This is a genomic window from uncultured Chloroflexus sp., assembly GCF_938091255.1.
GTDB lineage: Bacteria > Chloroflexota > Chloroflexia > Chloroflexales > Chloroflexaceae > Chloroflexus.
Genome location: NZ_CALLJH010000075.1, coordinates 1 through 16,563, shown reverse-complemented (window position 1 = coordinate 16,563; position 16,563 = coordinate 1). Strand labels below are relative to the sequence as shown.

At 58.5% G+C, this 16,563-nt stretch carries 10 protein-coding genes and 1 pseudogene; 1 reads left to right on the top strand and 10 read right to left on the bottom strand.

What is annotated here, in order from left to right; translation table 11 throughout:
• Both pulA and Q1A00_RS18425 read right to left on the bottom strand, forming a co-directional pair.
• A partial coding sequence (pulA, locus tag Q1A00_RS18430; protein ID WP_299758377.1) for a pullulanase-type alpha-1,6-glucosidase occupies window positions 1–5,932 on the bottom strand: 5,932 nt, incomplete at its 3' end.
• A gap of 307 nt (window positions 5,933–6,239) precedes the next feature.
• Entirely contained in the window at window positions 6,240–8,753 is a 2,514-nt protein-coding gene (locus tag Q1A00_RS18425) for a hypothetical protein (RefSeq protein ID WP_299758374.1), read from the bottom strand.
• A gap of 263 nt (window positions 8,754–9,016) precedes the next feature.
• Between Q1A00_RS18425 and Q1A00_RS18530 the strand changes: the two are divergent.
• Window positions 9,017–9,215: pseudogene (locus tag Q1A00_RS18530) on the top strand (hypothetical protein); the annotation flags it as partial.
• Between the two features lie 337 nt (window positions 9,216–9,552).
• On the opposite strand, the gene Q1A00_RS18420 reads toward Q1A00_RS18530, so the two are convergent.
• The 8 genes from Q1A00_RS18420 to Q1A00_RS18390 all read right to left on the bottom strand — a co-directional run bounded on the left by Q1A00_RS18420 (window position 9,553) and on the right by Q1A00_RS18390 (window position 16,271).
• Window positions 9,553–11,604, bottom strand: a complete 2,052-nt coding sequence (locus Q1A00_RS18420; protein ID WP_298490496.1) for a PQQ-binding-like beta-propeller repeat protein — start codon at window positions 11,602–11,604, stop codon at window positions 9,553–9,555.
• A gap of 160 nt (window positions 11,605–11,764) precedes the next feature.
• Window positions 11,765–11,971: a hypothetical protein gene (locus Q1A00_RS18415; RefSeq protein ID WP_298490498.1), complete on the bottom strand. Its 207-nt coding sequence runs from the start codon at window positions 11,969–11,971 to the stop codon at window positions 11,765–11,767.
• Window positions 11,972–12,377: 406 nt separating this feature from the next.
• A complete protein-coding gene (locus tag Q1A00_RS18525; protein ID WP_366917441.1) occupies window positions 12,378–12,758 on the bottom strand; it encodes a transposase in 381 nt (126 codons plus the stop codon).
• Between the two features lie 4 nt (window positions 12,759–12,762).
• Window positions 12,763–13,059, bottom strand: coding sequence for a hypothetical protein (locus Q1A00_RS18410; RefSeq protein ID WP_299758370.1), 297 nt, complete (start codon window positions 13,057–13,059; stop codon window positions 12,763–12,765).
• An 88-nt stretch (window positions 13,060–13,147) separates the two neighbouring features.
• Window positions 13,148–13,468 carry a hypothetical protein gene (locus tag Q1A00_RS18405; protein WP_299758367.1) on the bottom strand — a complete coding sequence of 107 codons (321 nt, stop codon included), beginning with the start codon at window positions 13,466–13,468 and terminating at the stop codon, window positions 13,148–13,150.
• Window positions 13,469–13,711: 243 nt separating this feature from the next.
• Window positions 13,712–14,674, bottom strand: coding sequence for a PHB depolymerase family esterase (locus Q1A00_RS18400; protein ID WP_299758364.1), 963 nt, complete (start codon window positions 14,672–14,674; stop codon window positions 13,712–13,714).
• Window positions 14,671–15,996, bottom strand: a complete 1,326-nt coding sequence (locus tag Q1A00_RS18395; protein WP_299758361.1) for a hypothetical protein — start codon at window positions 15,994–15,996, stop codon at window positions 14,671–14,673. The genes Q1A00_RS18400 and Q1A00_RS18395 overlap by 4 nt, the downstream gene beginning before the upstream one ends.
• An 80-nt stretch (window positions 15,997–16,076) precedes the next feature.
• Window positions 16,077–16,271: a CPBP family intramembrane glutamic endopeptidase gene (locus Q1A00_RS18390; RefSeq protein WP_299758359.1), complete on the bottom strand. Its 195-nt coding sequence runs from the start codon at window positions 16,269–16,271 to the stop codon at window positions 16,077–16,079.
• Between the last annotated feature and the right edge of the window lie 292 nt (window positions 16,272–16,563).

Sequence of the window (16,563 nt, the reverse complement as noted above, 5' to 3'; positions counted from 1 at the left end):
TGGCGGTCGGCGTGGCCGTCGCTGTTGGTGTTGCGGTCGGTTCTGGGGTGGCGGTCGCCGTGGCGGTCGCCGTGGCGGTCGGGGTGGCCGTCGCTGTGGCGGTCGCCGTGGCGGTCGGGGTGGCCGTCGCCGTGGCGGTCGGGGTGGCCGTCGCCGTGGCGGTCGGCGTAGCCATCGCCGTGGCGGTCGCGGTCGCCGTGGCGGTCGCGGTGGCCGTGGCGGTCGGGGTGGCGGTCGGGGTAGGGGTTGCTGTCGCTACCGGCGCAAAGTTGGCTACCAACACCCGATTACCAGTTGCCACAAAGCTATAGCTTGTTGTCGTCGCAACTACAGTTGCGCCTTCCGTCCAGTTGACGAAGCTGTAGCCGCTCGCCGGCGTCGCGTTAACCGTGATCACTGCGCCATGCGGGTAGGTGCCGCCGCCGCTGACCGTGCCGCTGCCGGGTGGTTCGCTGCTAACAGTGATCTGGTAGACTGGCCGAGCATCGATATGGATAGCGAATGCGTCGCGCGCGGCGAGCGTGTAATTGACAATCTGTCCGCTCCCGTTCACTTCAATCAACGCGCTGGCCGGGGCTGGCGTGGTCGTTCCCGGTAGCACACAGATGCCTCCCACGAAGTCGTATTTGGTGATGTCACAGTAGAACCCGGCTGGCAAGCTGGTCTGGTAAGTGGTCGTCGCTGCCGCCGCCGTGTTGTTGATGGCGACGAAGCCGCGGTTACCGCGTCCGAACGCGATGTGGTTGCTCGGCGCACCGCCGATGTTTTGCCAGTTGGTGATCGGCTGGCCGTGGGTGGTTTGGCGGAATTGCACCATATTGGCGATGCCCGGATGGCGGTGTTCGCAGACCCACCTGCCGAGATCGGTGCTCGTGACCGGGTTGGGATAGTTGCCTGAACAGTTGGCCGGGTAGTCGCTCGCTGTTTGGCCCGGCCCGTAGACTGGTCGGGTGTCGGCCCCCAACCCCGGCCCCCACGTTATGCCGCTATCGTTGCTACTCGGCGGGCCGAGGCTGTCGCCAGCGTTACTGTTGGGGTTAGTTGTCCAGTAGTAGCTCGACATTACCGACGGATGGCCGTAGGGCTGGGCTAAGGTGAAGATGTTGGCCAGCAGGTGGGCGCGCCCATCGCGGTGATCGACCACGCACGCGCCACCGGGGCCGTGGCCGCGCTGATTGTCGTGGTTGTCAACGAAAATCTGGGCGAACCGTGACGGCAACAGTCCGCCGGTGAAGTTTTGCAAGTTGCTGAGTGATCCGCCGCAGTTGAAATTCGTACCGATAGCATTGATGCTATAGGCAAACTCGGTCACGTCGCCGTAGGGGGTGTATTCCCAGTCTCGGATGCGCTCGGCGGGATCCATGTCAATCACTTCGCTGAAGATGTAGGGTTTCCCGCCGCCGGGCAGAGTGAGGCCATCAAGGATGGCGCCGATCTCGTGGGCGGCCATGTGCTTGGCAGCGTCGATGCGGAAGCCACGCACGCCGGCGTTGAGCAGCGCTTGCAGGTAGGCGCGCAGTTTGCTCTGCACCACCGGCTTGCCGGTGTCGAGGTCGGGCAGGCCGGCGAGTTGGCAGCGTTGCACCTGATTGCGATCCCGATAGTTAGTGATCAGACAATCCGGGTGGAAGTCGTCGGGCATGTATTGGGTGCCGTAGAACCGGCTGCCAGCCGGTTGCGAGCGGTATTGGCTGCCGGACGTACCGGTCGGTGGGCTGCCAACTTCGATGTCGGCCATGTGGTTGATCACGGCGTCAACGATCACCGCTACCCCGGCGCTGTTGCAGGCATTCACCATTTGCTGGAACTCGGCCCATGTGCCGCTGCGACTGGTGAATCGGCTGGTGTCATGCGTCACCGGTTGGTAGCGTGCCCACCATGGGAAGGCGTTGGCCGGGTTGCCGCCGAGATCGGCGGTGGGGACGATGTGCTCGTTCGGCGGCGAGACCTGTACGCCGGTGTAGCCCTTCTGACCGAGGAACGAGCATTCTTGCGCCACATCAGTCCAGCGCCATTCAAACAGGTGAACGAAGACACCGCCATTCGGTTCGCTAGCGCTATCGTTGGCGGGGATGATCGTGATCTGCCCGTCACCTTGATCGTCGTCACCGGTAACTGAGATATTGTAGCTATCAACCTTCCACTTCCGCCCCGTTTCACTCGTCTTCTTGCAGTAGGCGGTAAAGCCATACGTGCCCGGTACGAGGCTCTCTAGTGTGGCTTTCGGGATGGTCGCACGATATTCATCATTGTTGCCAATATCGGTGTTGTATACCATTGGCAGGTCGCTCCACGGTTGGCCGTAGCGGCCCCAGTGCAAGAAGCACTCGATCCCGGCGCCTTGCCCAACTCCCGGTGTCACTCCCGCTTCGTAGACTTGCACGAAGACATCGAACCCGGCGGGTGCGAAGTCGCCTTCGTTGATGGCGTGCGCGACACCGCCGCGCGGGTACATCAATCCCACCCAGTCGATGGTGCTGGGCGGTTCGAGCGCTTGGGTCGAGACAAAGACTACCGTGGTGCGCGGTGGGATGGTGAAGGTGTCGGTGGTGTCGTTGAAACTTGCGGTAGCAATCACCGGATCGTCATCAACGCCATCAGTGTGCAATGGATGAAGACCAAAGCCGTTCGCATTGGGGATGGTGATGGTCTGGGTGATCGTGTTGGCGTTGAAGAAGACGAGAATGTTCTCCCAGTTCGGATCGAGATCAGGCGCAACTTCGTCTGACAATCTCATCACCAGCAACGCATCACGGCTGTTGTCGGTGTTGTAGTGGCTGACGCGCGCGTTGATGGCGGCTTCGGTGGTGAGGCGGAAGAGCGGCGAACTCATGCGCAGGCGCAACGTCTCGCGCATGTGAGCGGCAGCGAAGTTCATATTGCTGGGCGAGGGATCAAGCGCGGTGTTGGTCAACAACGGCGTCATAATGCTCCAGCGCGTGCTGTTATCCCACGCTGGTGGCAGGCCACGGCCAAAGTTGTTGGCGCTGCGATCCCAGTAGACCCGATTGAACCAATCGCCCGAATCGTAGCTGTTGCGGTCGAGCGATTTCGAGCGCAAGATATCTTGGCCCATGTGGAAGAAGGGAATGCCTTGGGCCAACCCAACCAAACTCACCCCCATGTTTTGGCTGCGCACGCGGTCGGTCATCGAGGTGACCGGAATATTGCTGCCGATCCAGCCCGGATTGCCGCTGCCATCGCCATTAGGCAATTTGAAGACGTTTTGATCAAAGAGGGTTTCGTTGTCGTGTTTTTCGACGTAGTTGATCGCCTCTTGCGGGTCGTCGGTAAACGGGTTACCCTGCCCGTTCCAGTCGGTGCCACTGCCGCGCAACGCCGAGCGGAGTGTATCCATCACGACGTGTAGATCGCTCTGGAATCGGTTAGGATAGTTGTAACCGTTCCAGTCGTAACTGAGGCCGTTGATAAACCCTTGCCGGCGAATGCCGATCGTGTCGGTGCTGTAGCCGCCGTGGGCCGCATCACGAATCACATCGTTAAACACACCAATGCCACTGCCGGTCATGTTGTGTTTGTGAGCGTAGCAGTGTGGGCAGATGGTCAACCCCTTGTCGCGGGCCGAACCGAAATCCCAGCCTTCACCGTAGAGATAGATCGTGTTGCCGTCAACGCCGTGCCCGCTCGGGGTGAGGGCTTGCAGGGCGGCGCGCACATTGAGCATATTTTGGCGGGTATGCAGATTCATTAAGTCAAAGCGGAAGCCATCGATCTTATACGCCGTGGCGAAGCGCACGACTGTATCAATCATGAGCTTCTCCATCATTGCGTACTCAGTTGCAGTATCGGCGCAGCACGACGATTGGTAGAGGTTGCCGTTGGTGTCGTAACGGTAGTAGTAGCCGGGCACGATCCGATCCAGCACCGACTTGTCGTCTTGCCCGCTGGCTGCCGTGTGGTTGTAGACCACATCCATCACTACGCGCAACCCATTCTGGTTGAGCGCCTGCACTAACTCGCGAAATTCAAGGATGCGCGCGACGCCGTCGGGGTTGGTGCTGTACGACCCTTCTGGTACACCGTAGTGGTAAGGATCGTACCCCCAGTTGAAGCTGTCGGTTTGGCGGGCCGCAGCGACTGCCGTTTGCGGGTTGGTCGAGGCGCGGTCAGTGGCCGGATTAAACGAGATGGTCGGTTCAGTGCGATCGGCAGGGTTCTCAATCACTGAAGCAATGTCAAACGTCGGCAAGAGATGGATATGGGTCAGACCAGCTTGCCGCAGTTGTAGCAGGTGGTTCATGCCGTTCGAGAGGGTCGGGTTCGGGTGTGGACCGGCTCCGTCGTAGGTAAAGGCACGGTAGGTACCACGATCAGCCAGTGCGACGGTGCTATCATTGGCGCTGAAGTCACGGATATGCACCTCGTAGATCACGATGTCTTCAGGATTGGCGAGCGCCGGTTTGCTCAGCGTATCCCAACCCGCCGGCTTCAGATCGGCATCGTCCAGATTAACGAACTGGCTGCGCACATCACCGGCGGCAGCGCCATCTTGCGAGAGGCTAACTGAGTAGGGATCGGTGACGAGGTTGGTAACGACGGTATCCACCGCTGGTACATACACTTCAACCGCAAATAAGTAGAACTGCCGGTCCCATGAAGCATCGCCGGTGATACTCCACACCCCGCTCGCCGGATCGAGCGTCATCGGATGATCGGTGTACGCGGTTGTTGTCGAAGTGGTAAAGCGACGCAGCGCAACTGACTGAGCTGTCGGCGCCCACAGCCGCACCGTGGGCACGTTTCCGCTGTAGCTTACGCCGAGTGTCTGTGAAGTAGCGTTGGCAGCGTACAGATCATCGAGCACACTCTGTATCTGCACCCGGGTAGCATCAATGCGATTACCTCCGCTGTCATACGCTGCCACAACGAGTTGGCCGCGCAGCAAGTGGCGGGCATTAGTGGCGTTCAGGCCGGTCAGTAGCCGAGTTAAGCCAGTTGCATTCGGGTTTTTGCCGTAGCCGATCACTGTGCCGCTGGCAGTTAACGGCACGTAACATGGCGCTGTTGGGGCGGGAAAACTACAGGCAGTTGCTTCGGCAGCGGTCGTTAGGCCACCGTCAGGATCGTAGAGCAGGCGGAAGCTCGCTGCCGGGCCACCGTTCCATGCAATGGTGTTCAGATCGAGCCAGAGTGCGCGCGCTTGGGCCGGGGTAATCGTGCTTGGGCTGCTGCTGACAGTGTAGTTGTAATTACTACCGCCGTTGGTGTCGAAATTGATCGTCATCAGATCGGCGTCAGCGCCGGCAATCGCGCTCACATTCCCCGAACTGAAGATGTAGTAACTTACGGTCGTGCCGGCGGTTTGGGCCGGGATTGTTGCGCTGAATGACGTACCACTGCCGGCCATCTTCACCACCGTCGACGCCGTCCAATTACCGTTGACGGCGTAGCGCAGCCAGAGTGCCTGTTCAGCGGGAGGTGCGACGTTAGTGGTGGCAGTGATTGTCACCGCTTGCCCCGCAGTGGGTGTCGTAGGACTGCGGGTGACGCCGGTGATGGTGGCGGGGGCGGCGCTCAATTGGAATACCACTCCGCGCCCGCTGCCATCCCACTTAAAGACATAGTAGCTGCCGCTAATATGGTTGAAACGCAGATTGCGCTCGCCGCCGCCACCGGTGCTCAGTCCGCTGACGATTTGACCAAAGGTGATGGTGTTGGGGGCATCTTTGCCGAACCACTGGTTGGTTTGTTTGAAAAACTTAAATTCACTGCTGGAGTCGTTCGCGTCGGTGATTGGCCCACTGACGTAGATAAAGGTTCCGCCGAGACTGGCTGACATTGGCCACGGCGTGTTTCCCCAACTGTTGAGTTCGCCGCGCACCTCCTCGCCAGCGGCGGCAACCGGTAGGGGTACTAGCAACAGGAGCAGGCTGGAAATGATCGTGAGGGCAAAGAGCAGGCGGTGATGCACGACACAACCTCGTTTCTAGCGTGACTGAGCGGAGTGGCCTCGTTGGCACGTATGAGCCGATAACCGGGATTGCGTCCTATTATACTCGTTATTGGTTGTTTGTGCAACTGTATTGTTAACAACAATGGCTTGATTAGGAGACACAGGGGCTAAGTTGTCGTGGACTATCACTCGCGGATGATGGCTAGTGCAAATGCATCATTTGCTGGCGTGCAGAGCAATAGCCGGTATAGCTTTGCACGTGGCGCACTTTTCCAGTACGCGCGCAAGCGACGAGCACCAACGTTCACACGACGTGATTGACGCTTTAGCGGGGTACACTTGAACCTACTGTGACGAGCGGCACAAAGAGACGGAACCTAGCGCGGATTGTCGTCACCACAGCTTGCGCCGATTTCGTCGGATCATTCTGCGCAGTTACTGTGACCGTGGCCGTATCGGTATGAACGCCGGTCTGATCATCGGGGATAGTCACGGCTACGTGGAAGGTAGTGCTAGCACCGGCTGCAAGCGGCCCGATGGTTGCCGGCACATTCGTTGGCCAATGGTTACCGCTGACCGTCACAGTGAAAGTGGTGGCGGTACTTCCCCTGTTAGTCACGGTCAAGGTGTAGCTCACTGCTTCACCCGGCCGGCCGCTCAGGGTCGTTGAGGCCGGCATCAACCTTGGGCCGGTGGCCGCTTCTATCTCTGCATGTACAAGGGTGATCGACCATGGCGCAAATGTGACCGTCAGGTTTCCCTCTGTGGCTTGAAGTGTGCGAGGCGGTTCGCTAAGCGTCGCCGAAGGATTCGCGACACCGTTGTAGGTGACGCTCTGCGCCGTTGGTGAGTCAGTGCGCACTTCGTAAGCACTGCCACCAACGATTGTCTCACCGTCTGCTGTAACGGTAGCGGTGATCGGTCGCGCCATTTTGTTGATAACCAGCAGTGACAGCGTGGTCGCGTTGACTCGTCCGGCGTAGACGGCTGCTTCGCTAGCGGAATTGAGAGATGTGGTAACGGGCAGCATGTGCGTACCGAACCGCGCCCACAGCGGGTAGACGTAGTAGTGCGGTGCGCGGTAGAAGTTATTATCTTCGTGCAGCAGGCCGTACTCGGTGCCGTTGCTGGCTCGCCCGTTGGCTAAATCCCACTGAGTAAATATGGTATACCCGTGCTGAATTGCCTGCCCGATTGAATCGGCCAAGAACAGCGCATTGATCGCTCGTGTCATCAATTGCGCGTTGTCTTGATCTTGCATTGCAACGAGGTTGTATTCGGTGACGGCAATCGGCGCGCGTCGTCCGCTAGCCAACGCATCGAAGGCGGCGTTGATGGCTGTTCGGATGGTACGGAAATGCTCTTGCGGCTTTGCGAGGATAGCAGCGTATCCAGTCGCATTATTGGCAGGTGGGTAATCATACGGATAGGGGTGAATCGCGTAAAAATCGAGCGCGTCACCGGCGGCGGCGATGACTTTGTTGCCCCAGTTGTTGTAGTTCTGCCAACTTGGATTATGAGGATCGCCGGGGTTTTCAAACCCAACTGCACCAACCAAGATGGTCGGATCTACTGCTCGCATTGCGGCGCGAAACTCCAGATAGCCCTCACGCCGCTGTGCGCCGCTTCCTTTCCCCAGCACGTACTCTGTGCCATCGCACGTCCAGACCTCTTCCCAGCCCCAAGGCTGACACAGCCCACCGCCGGTAGTGGGTTTCCCGCCGTAGATTTCGTTGCCGAACTCCCACAGTTTGATACCAACCGGCTCTGGATAGCCGCGCGCAGCACGTAACTGCGCCCAATAACTAACTGTGCGCCAGTCGGTGCCCCGCACATCCACCCCGATGGGGCGATGATCGTTCACATCACCGTTGAAAAAGGCAACCAGCGCCGCCGCTTCCTTAGAGGTACCGTTGGGGTTGACCACCCATAACCCTTGGGTGCCGGTCGCACGCAGAAAAGCGATCACGTCGGATGGTCGCGCGGCCCAAAACCAATCAGAACAGGGAACCGCGCCGGGCTGATTCTGGCCTAGCTCACAGCTCAACCAGCCGTAGCGGTTGCTCCAACTACCGCCCGGCAAGCGCAAGAGGCGAATGCCAGCGGCGGCAGTATAGGTGCGAAAGGTTTCATTCGCGAGTTTTGTCGGATTCAACCATACAGGTAAGTTAGACCCCAAGAGGTAGGGACTAATCGGTATCGTGTTGCCGTCGGTTTGGATGCGAATGGTGGCCGAGACGCCGGGTTCTGGCGGCGGTTCTGTCCCGGCCAGCAGATGCAAATCGTCGAGGTAAAAGGTTGCTTGCCCGCTGTTTACCGCACTCTGAAAGGCGATTGAGCCTAAGAAACCACCTGCTACATTCAGATCGGCCAAGGGGATGGTCACAACCCGCCATTCACCTGCGACCGGGCCGCCGGGCAGGTAGGTGGTGAGGTCTACTTGATTGGTCGGATAGTTAGTGCCAGTGCCAACCTGCACCCGAATCTGTTGCCCGCCAGCGCTGCCGCCGTGGATAGCAAAGCGCAATGCGGTATAGCCGGCGAGGGAGATATTGCCGCCGGGTCGCACCAGCCACAGGGCGCCCCAGTTGCCGGGCTGGTAGGTCACCGCGATGGCATGGGCGCTGCCGCCGTGCGTCGGCGATGAGGTCGTGAGGTTCACCGTGGTTTGAAACGACCAATTCTGAAATGCCGGATCGAGAGTGTCACTGTAAACGACAGCGTCACCGTTCGCCAGTGACAAACCTGCCGTTGGTTGCAGGAGCACAACGAACAATGCCACGAGCAGCCCGTAGGTAACCGTAGTCCGACGGAGATGAGATACAGGTGATGTGGGCATATCGTTGTCCTCTTGTGGTCACATTGGTAAACGAACTGTTACCTTCGTGCGAAGGTGTTATTCCACCAAATCGATACTTCGTATTGTAAGGGTTCGCCGTACCAAAACCTACTGAGAGTCAGGAAGGGTGACGGAGCGTGTGCGTGATCCAGCCCAACGTAGAGGAAGTGCAATGCACCGTGTCTGATAAGTGCGGTTGGGTATAGTGTGGAAGGGTTAGAGCCTGTTATGCACTTCGGAGATAAACGTGGGATGCGTTCAGCCTGACACACCAAGCCTATCCACGCGATGTGAGCCTTCATCGCTCTCTACCTAACCTTCATGACTGAAGACGCTCCGCAGCGCGACCACTCGCTGCGTGAGGTTGTGAATAGATGGCGTTGGAGCGTCCGCACGGGCGTAGCGACGTTGCAATACAACGTCGCTCCAACGCGCATGCTGCCCACCGATCTGCCGCCGTGGCCCACCGACTCCCAGTAGAGACGGTGCATTGCACCGTCTCTACTCAGCGCACCGCACTCGTCCATGAATGGCGCGCGTTCGCCGGTTGGCACGCGATGATGAGCGGTTGTCAAAACCCTTGGCCGGAGTGCATGTGCCAGTGCGATCCTCATACGGAAGCGGTTCATTCCCGTTATGGTCGAACGTACATAACAGGCTCTAGCCATATTGCCGTGAATGAGACCAACTGATAGGCGATTACGCCATCCGGGCGCCGAGCCGACCGTTGGTTAGTATGATGCCAATAACCGAGTCGTCGCCGGGGCTGTACCGTCACCTCACATATATCACAAGCGTCCTACGGTTCAAGCATCTGAATCTGCTCCGGTGCAGTGACGAAGATGGCCGGGTCACCCTGATACCAAGCGATTGTGCCCACTATCGCCACCTCTTGACCAACACGGTAGAACGTTTCAGGTGCGCCGTTGAACCGTTCCCAATCGGCCTGTCGGATAATGGCCTTAAACGCGCCCTGATGCGGGTTAGCAAAGCCGAGCAACACTTGTTTGCCGTTGTTAAAGACGTAGCGCAGGGTGCCGGTAACAGCCACTGTATGGCCGGCCCACCCACGGGCTGCGTCGTGTGTAATGGTAGCAACAGGGAACGCTTCCGGCGACACTGGTGGTGCGGGTGGTACAACGACTGGAATTGCCGCCACTGCTGCTCGTGGATTGCCGCTCGTCAGTGCCACAATTGCGCCGTCGGCGCTGCGAAAGTAAAGATTTTCGTTGCTCGCGACCCACACGGCATATTCACTCCAGTACTGGTCGTACACCGGGCCTTGGTTGTAGTAGATGTAGAAGCCGAAATCGTAGGGTCGCGAGTTGTACAGCCCACTGGCGCAGTAGTGTGAGGTGCTGAAGGCGCACGTGTTCGTGTTATCTTGCGAAGTGGCGATAGTGGCGAGGCGCTGAGTTGTGATTTTATTGGTGAAGCTGCCACGTCCATCAGAGCGATCGACGATGCGCATAGCAAAGCCGGCTTCCCAGTGCGCGCCGAAGAGGTGATCGCCTGCTGCCGTCACATTGGGTTGCTCATCAGTGAGTAGATAAGGGTTGCTCTCGCCGGGTGGCCAGTCGAAGGCGATGAAGCGTACATCACCGCCCTGCAGACCGCTCACCGTGCTGTTGTCTAGCACCATCTCGCCGAAGTGCGAGTCCCAACGTGCGTCGTAGGCGTGCTTTGCACGGATAATGATGTAGACCACCTCTTTACCGTTTGGCAGTTGGCGCACCACCGGCTGTGGTCCCATCGGTAAATAGTCGTTATCCCCGTAGCCGCCATGACCAACGTTGGCGATGAAGGGTACGTTCCCATCGTCTAGATCGAGTACGAAGAGGGCCTGTTCTCCCGGATTATTGGTCAACAACTGGCGCATATCGGCGTTGGTCTGCGGCCAATCTCGCCAGAGCGTGCTCCACGGCAGGCGCAGCTTGATGAGCACATAACCCGCGCTGTCAGCGATCACCGGCCAACCGTAGCGGTATTCGGTAGGATCGGCGAAATTGCGGCTGGTATGCACCGGCTGTGTACGCCATTGTCGGGTTCCGTTGCTATTGCGAATAGCATGGACGTACAAGTCCGGCTCGGTTGCCACGACCACGAGATCGCGCGAGGGTGAATATGCCGGTGGAACAGCTACCGTCGCGCCGGCGTTGTACGTCCACATTGCGGTCATGGTTGTCTTGTTCACGGCGTAGACCGAGTTGCCCATCGCGAAGAGGACCCGGTCGTTCAGGACGGCTGGGGGCAACGGCAGGGTACTAGTCTGGCCGGTATTGAATTGCTGCACAATGGTGCCGTCGCTGGCTCGTAGTTTGTAGAGCCGACCATTCGCCGAGACGACAAAGACGGCTTGGGTGTCGGGATCATAGGCCACTGTAGAGCGAACATCGCCGATGCCGTTGCGCTGCCACAGTTGCTGGCCGGTCGCTTCACTGAGGGCAAAGACGCCATCCGTTCCGGCAGCGACATACACGCGCCCCCCGCCGGTGACTGGCTGAACGTTACGCGGGAGAGTGCCACTTGTCGTCACTTTGCTGATGCCGCCGCTAGCGGTGACGCCATTCCAAATCCAGCGCAGCCGCCACGGATAGGTTGGAACCGAGGGCGCGTAGCCGGTGCGTTGAGCATTGTAGGCGTGCTGGTTCCATTCGGCTGTCGTAGAACCGGCGTCACTTTTGAAAACCAACGGTAGCCAAACGCGAGGGATGGGGGTGGTTTGGGTTTGCGGAGTGTCAACCGGACGGTTGGCCTGTGGCCAAGACGATGCGCCGAGCGATGTGCATGCGATGAGAATGGTTAGCAATACCACCGGCAACATCCGTCGCATGGCGTTTGTCGGGGTCATAGCAGCCTCTCCTGCCGTCAACCGCAGCAGTTGACCGGCATCGTGCATCTGAAAAGCAGCGGCGCAGGAGCGTTATCTTCTTTCCGTCTGACTACTTACCTCAGTCACCGTCAATGTCTCCAACGCATTCCAACCGAGTTCGTGATCCCAGACGCCTTCGTTAGCGAAGCAGAAAGAAATCGTTGAGGGTAGCGAGGTACGCAGATGACAGATCGCGATCACGATAGTCATCGAGCCGGGTAGAGGGGTACAGCAGGCGATTCGCGGTCTGCTCAGGGTACCAGTTCAAATCGGTTTCGCCGAGTTCAACAACTTGAAAGAAACCGCGCTCTGGGTTAGAGATGTCTTCAGCAGCAGGTGCGAACACAACCCGCTGTGATTGATGGTCACCTGCGTTGGATATAAGAGTACTCGTTGGCGGCAATGCGCAAGCAGTGAGCAGCAGGAACACCGCGAAGACAAGGGAGAATCTTCGCTTCATTTCATACCTTTCAACGATAGTTGCCCCCCTGCCTATTACGAAAGCATTGTATCATCTCGCCGTGAAGAATGGGGCTAAGAGGAGGATTCGTGTGAGTCGTGTAAGGGTGCGGCATACCTGCCGCACTTGACATTCCAGTAAACCGAAGAGATGCTGTTCGACGGCGTAGTGTGGAATGAAAGCTGTTCGACGAGAGAGAAATGTTCCGCTTGTAGTGCAGAATGTATTCCGCACGCGCTATTGCCGTGGGCGGAATGAATTCCGCCCTACCGGATAGGGCATCGATGCCGTCCTACGGGGAGGGGGATTCATTCCGCGTGGCAAGGTAGGTGTGTGACCAGTCTCCCCATCGCTCTCCTAGTCCTGCTTTGATAGGGTTGACGATCTGTTCGTACTCTTGTTGATTACGGATCACACGATCGTAACTTTCAGCTTGCCAAAACGAGTCGCTTCTTCCTAATGCCTGATTGCATAACCGCGCTGTGCGGCCTTTGAGTCGTTTCAGGGTATCTGTGAGCGAATATTTGGCTGTGACTCCTGTATGCGCTGGTTTGAAGGAGTGTTCTGTTGTCTCACTGACCAAATGGATATAGTTGGGCATGAGACAATAGGCTATCAATAGGTATCGTTGCCCGTCTAGCCTGTGAATTTCATCGGCGACAATGTGTGCCACGCGCTCATCCGCCAGCCAGCGCGGACTTTATGTTGATGCAGCGGTCGAGCCATGCGTCGAAATGTTCGAAGTATTTTTTGTCCAAGGTGTGCCGTTCTTTGGCTTGGTCTGCGCTGCTGGCTTTGGCGTGGATGATGGGCTGTTCACGCTCATGAGTTGCCTGTAATACTTGCACAATATGACTAGGCAGAGAATTTGCCAGCCGCAAGGTAACGAAAAACATTGCGCTTTCGGGCTGCCAATGGGGAAGCCTCCGCCTGTAGTGCAGTATTCGTTCTGTCGTATTAGGTTCGTTGTTCACGCTGGGTTTCTCTTTGCGGAGATCGGAATGAATGCCGCCCTACGTCATACGGTGGGCGGAATGAATGCCGCCCTACATCATACGGCATTCATACTATTTTATGTAATACGACATATATACCGCACTGTTCGATCACCTGCTTGGCTTCGGCATGAGAAAGAAACAGTTCGCGCTGTTGTTCTGCCTGAGCGCTAACGGTCATTTCATAAGTTGTTCTGTCTGTGCCAATGCCGATCAGAATCCGAATTTTCTCGGTGTTTTGTAAAGCGGGATAGATAGCATGAAAACCACTGGCGAAAAAGTAACCTACCAAGACATCGAAAAAGCGTGCATCTTTGATGAGTGTATGAAACCGCTCTTTGAGCGTGTGATTGGCTTCGTTGGTAATGAACGTTAGGTCAGTTGTCATGGTTATCTCACAGCGAGAATAAGGTTATTGTGATTAGACTACTCACCATCGGCTACAGATTACCGAGCCGGTTCGGCGGCACGCAGGATCGAGATATTTCCCACTACCAAGCGGTAAATGTCTCTATTATATCATCGTTTGGCAACGCAATGGGCCGCGCTTGTCACCCATGCTATGACGCTGACAACGACGATCAAACAGCGTAGGTCTTGAGCCGGGCAGGCAACGGGTACGCTGATTTTGCTAACGGCGTAACGCTTCGGTCACCGGGAAGAAAGCCGCCACAATCAGCCGGGTAGTATCGAGATTGCGGCTCTGCGTACCGGCGGCGGGTAGTTGCGGAGGGCGCGGCGGCCACGTGTGTCCGCCGTTGTGGACGATATAAGCTGTCACCTGCGCTCCACTTGTGCAATTGGCGTAGGTCTGCTGTTCGACAAATGTGCCATCTGCCACTTCCACCGGCAGGTTGACCAATTGCGGCACGGGGTCGCAGCCGTTTGCGGCGGCAAAGCGCTCCACCGATTCGGCTTGCGAGACGACCTGCCCGCCTGCGCAGCCAAAGCGGATGCCCTCGCAAACGTTACCGCCCTCCAATGGAATGAGCGGATCGGCGCTGCCGTTGACGGCCAGAAAGTTCAACGGCGCGGTAGGGGCGCAGGTCGCAAAAATCGGCTGCGGGATGTTGGCAATCACCGGTGCGATACCGGCGAACACGCCCTGCGTCTCGCAGCCCAGGCGGTAGGTCATCATCCCGCCGTTCGAGGCGCCGGTCACATACACGCGCCGCTCGTCCAGTGGGACGCGACGGCCAATGTCGGCAATCATCTCCAGCAGGAATGTCACATCGTCCACGCCCGAAGTCGCTTCCGTGCCGCGCCCATCGTTCCAGTGGGCGGCATGTTGCCCGGCGGAGCGGTACGAATCGGGATAGGCCACATAAAAGCCGCGCTCATCGGCGTAATCATCGAAGCCCAAAAAGCGCTGCATTTTCTGACCGCTGCCACCCCCGCCGTGCAGGACGATAAGCAGGGGCAGCGGCTGCCCCTGCCGCGCAGCCGGCGGAACGTGCAGGATGTAGGTGCGTTCCAGTCCGTCTACGGTCATCGAAAGGTCATGATTACCGGGGCGCAGGGACTCGGTCTGCGGACGGACGCAAGCGGTCAGCGCCAGTAAAAACGCCAGGGAAAGGAGAAAAAGTCGTTTCATCGCCCCTCCTGCCGCAGCGGGGTTTCGGCGCGGTACAAATGCCAGACAGCCTCGCGCGCGCTGCTGCCTTCAGCCACGTTGTAAAACACCCACACCTGCGTCTCGCCGACGAACGGCTCCGGCTCGGCTTTGGCAGTCAGCGAATCGGTCAGCAGCCATTGCTGTCCCGGTGATTGGAACAGCGTCGCAAGCCAGATTTCGCCCGGTTTGCCGAAGGTCACGTCCCAAAAATTGCGCCCGGCCTCGTTGATCTGGTACGCAACGTAAGCCTGCCCGCCGAACAAAATAGGCTCCGCCGATTGCGCCAGCGCCGGTTGGGACAAACCCGAAGCAGGCGGAACGATGGTCTCGGCGAGGCTAAACCGTGTTTCGCCAGAGTCGCGGGTATAGACGTGCAGCCGCGCCTGCGCATCTATGCCGGGGATGAGTAGCTCCTGCCCGTTCCAGAACCAGCCGTAGGGGTCTATCTTGTCGCCGGGGTCGTCTGTCACCGCCTGCGGGACGGGGTTGGGCAGGGTCAGGTCGAGCATGCGCACCTGCACCGTGCCGTCTTCGGCTGCAAAACCGTATGTGAGGGCGGACTTGCCCTTCATCCAGCGGGCAAAGCCCGAATCCATCGGCGCAAACCCGGTTCGGCGCGGGCGTGTTTGCCGTTCGACGACATGCACTTCGGTGGGGTTCTCCAGCGAAATGTATTGCAATTCCACCCAGTTGTTGCGCGGGTTGGCGGCGCCGTGAACGCTTTCGTCCCGAATCCAGAAGACATAGCCGCCCGCCTGCCCCGGCAGGACAGTGGGATAGATAGCGCGGCGCAGCGCGTCGGGCGGGGTGGGCAGCGATTGAATCTCGCCGGACGTGGGGCTGCTGGGGCGGACGAGGATCAGACTCCCGTCCCGGTCTGCGCCGACGTAGTACGCGCCGTCGGCGTCCAGGCCGGGGTTGGCGCGCCCGTAGATGGTGCTTTCAAAAGCGCGAAAGCCCTTGCCGTCGGCGGGGATCAAGTCGCCGGTGTGCGGGTCTACGCCGCAGTGCCAGACGATGCCGTTGCCCTGCTGGTCGGTCATCTCGAACCAGACCATGTACTGCACATCGGCGGTGAACTCCACGTTGGCGTAATTGACCGCCGGGTCGCCGACCATGACGGTGTGCGGCGTGAACGCTGCGGGGATTGGGGAAGTGGTCGGTTGGGCGGATTCGACCGGGGTTGGTGAAGCCGGTTCAGGCAAGGAGTCTGAGACGCTGAAGCGGCAATTCACGCCAAGCATGGTAAGCAACACGGCAAACAGGATCAATCCATTTTTCACGGTGAACCTCCAGTGCATAAATACCTGTCCTGATGGTATCCTGCGCCTGTGTGCAGATTGTTAGGAAGATGTGTTTTTTCTATGAAGAGTAGGGCTTGTCATGCGCAATCAACAGCAAAGAGCGAGGGTTCGTCGTTGGAGAAAAACGCCAGGGCATGCCAGCCCGCCCACAACAGTCCCGGCATGAACGAGGCGTCGCGCGCGCCGGAACGCGCCTGCACACGCAGCAGGGCAACGCCGCGCCAACCCGTCTCTTCGCCCAGCCCGGAGATGAGGATCCAGATCAGCCGCAAGCCACCTCATACTATTGACTTTCGTTAATTGAAAGGAAGAGTCCACTGCACAAAGGCTTCACCACCAGGGACCCGAAGCGCACGACGGGGAAGAACCATGAACCGCATGTCCTTCATGTCCCTTGGTGACCTTCGTGGTTACCGGCTGAACCGCCAAGGACCCGAAGCGCACGACGGGGAAGAACCATGAACCGCATGTCCTTCATGTCCCTTGGTGACCTTCGTGGTTACCGGCTGAACCGCCAAGGACCCGAAGCGCACGACGGGGAAGAACCATAAAGCGCATATCCTT

What these genes read in the sequence shown, in the direction of transcription:
- Q1A00_RS18425 (WP_299758374.1), bottom strand. Translation starts at nt 8,753, where the DNA reads ATGCCCACATCACCTGTATCTCATCTCCGTCGGACTACGGTTACCTAC.
- Q1A00_RS18395 (WP_299758361.1), bottom strand. Translation starts at nt 15,996, where the DNA reads ATGCACTGGAGGTTCACCGTGAAAAATGGATTGATCCTGTTTGCCGTG.
- Q1A00_RS18405 (WP_299758367.1), bottom strand. Translation starts at nt 13,468, where the DNA reads ATGACAACTGACCTAACGTTCATTACCAACGAAGCCAATCACACGCTC.
- Q1A00_RS18420 (WP_298490496.1), bottom strand. Translation starts at nt 11,604, where the DNA reads ATGACCCCGACAAACGCCATGCGACGGATGTTGCCGGTGGTATTGCTA.
- Q1A00_RS18400 (WP_299758364.1), bottom strand. Translation starts at nt 14,674, where the DNA reads ATGAAACGACTTTTTCTCCTTTCCCTGGCGTTTTTACTGGCGCTGACC.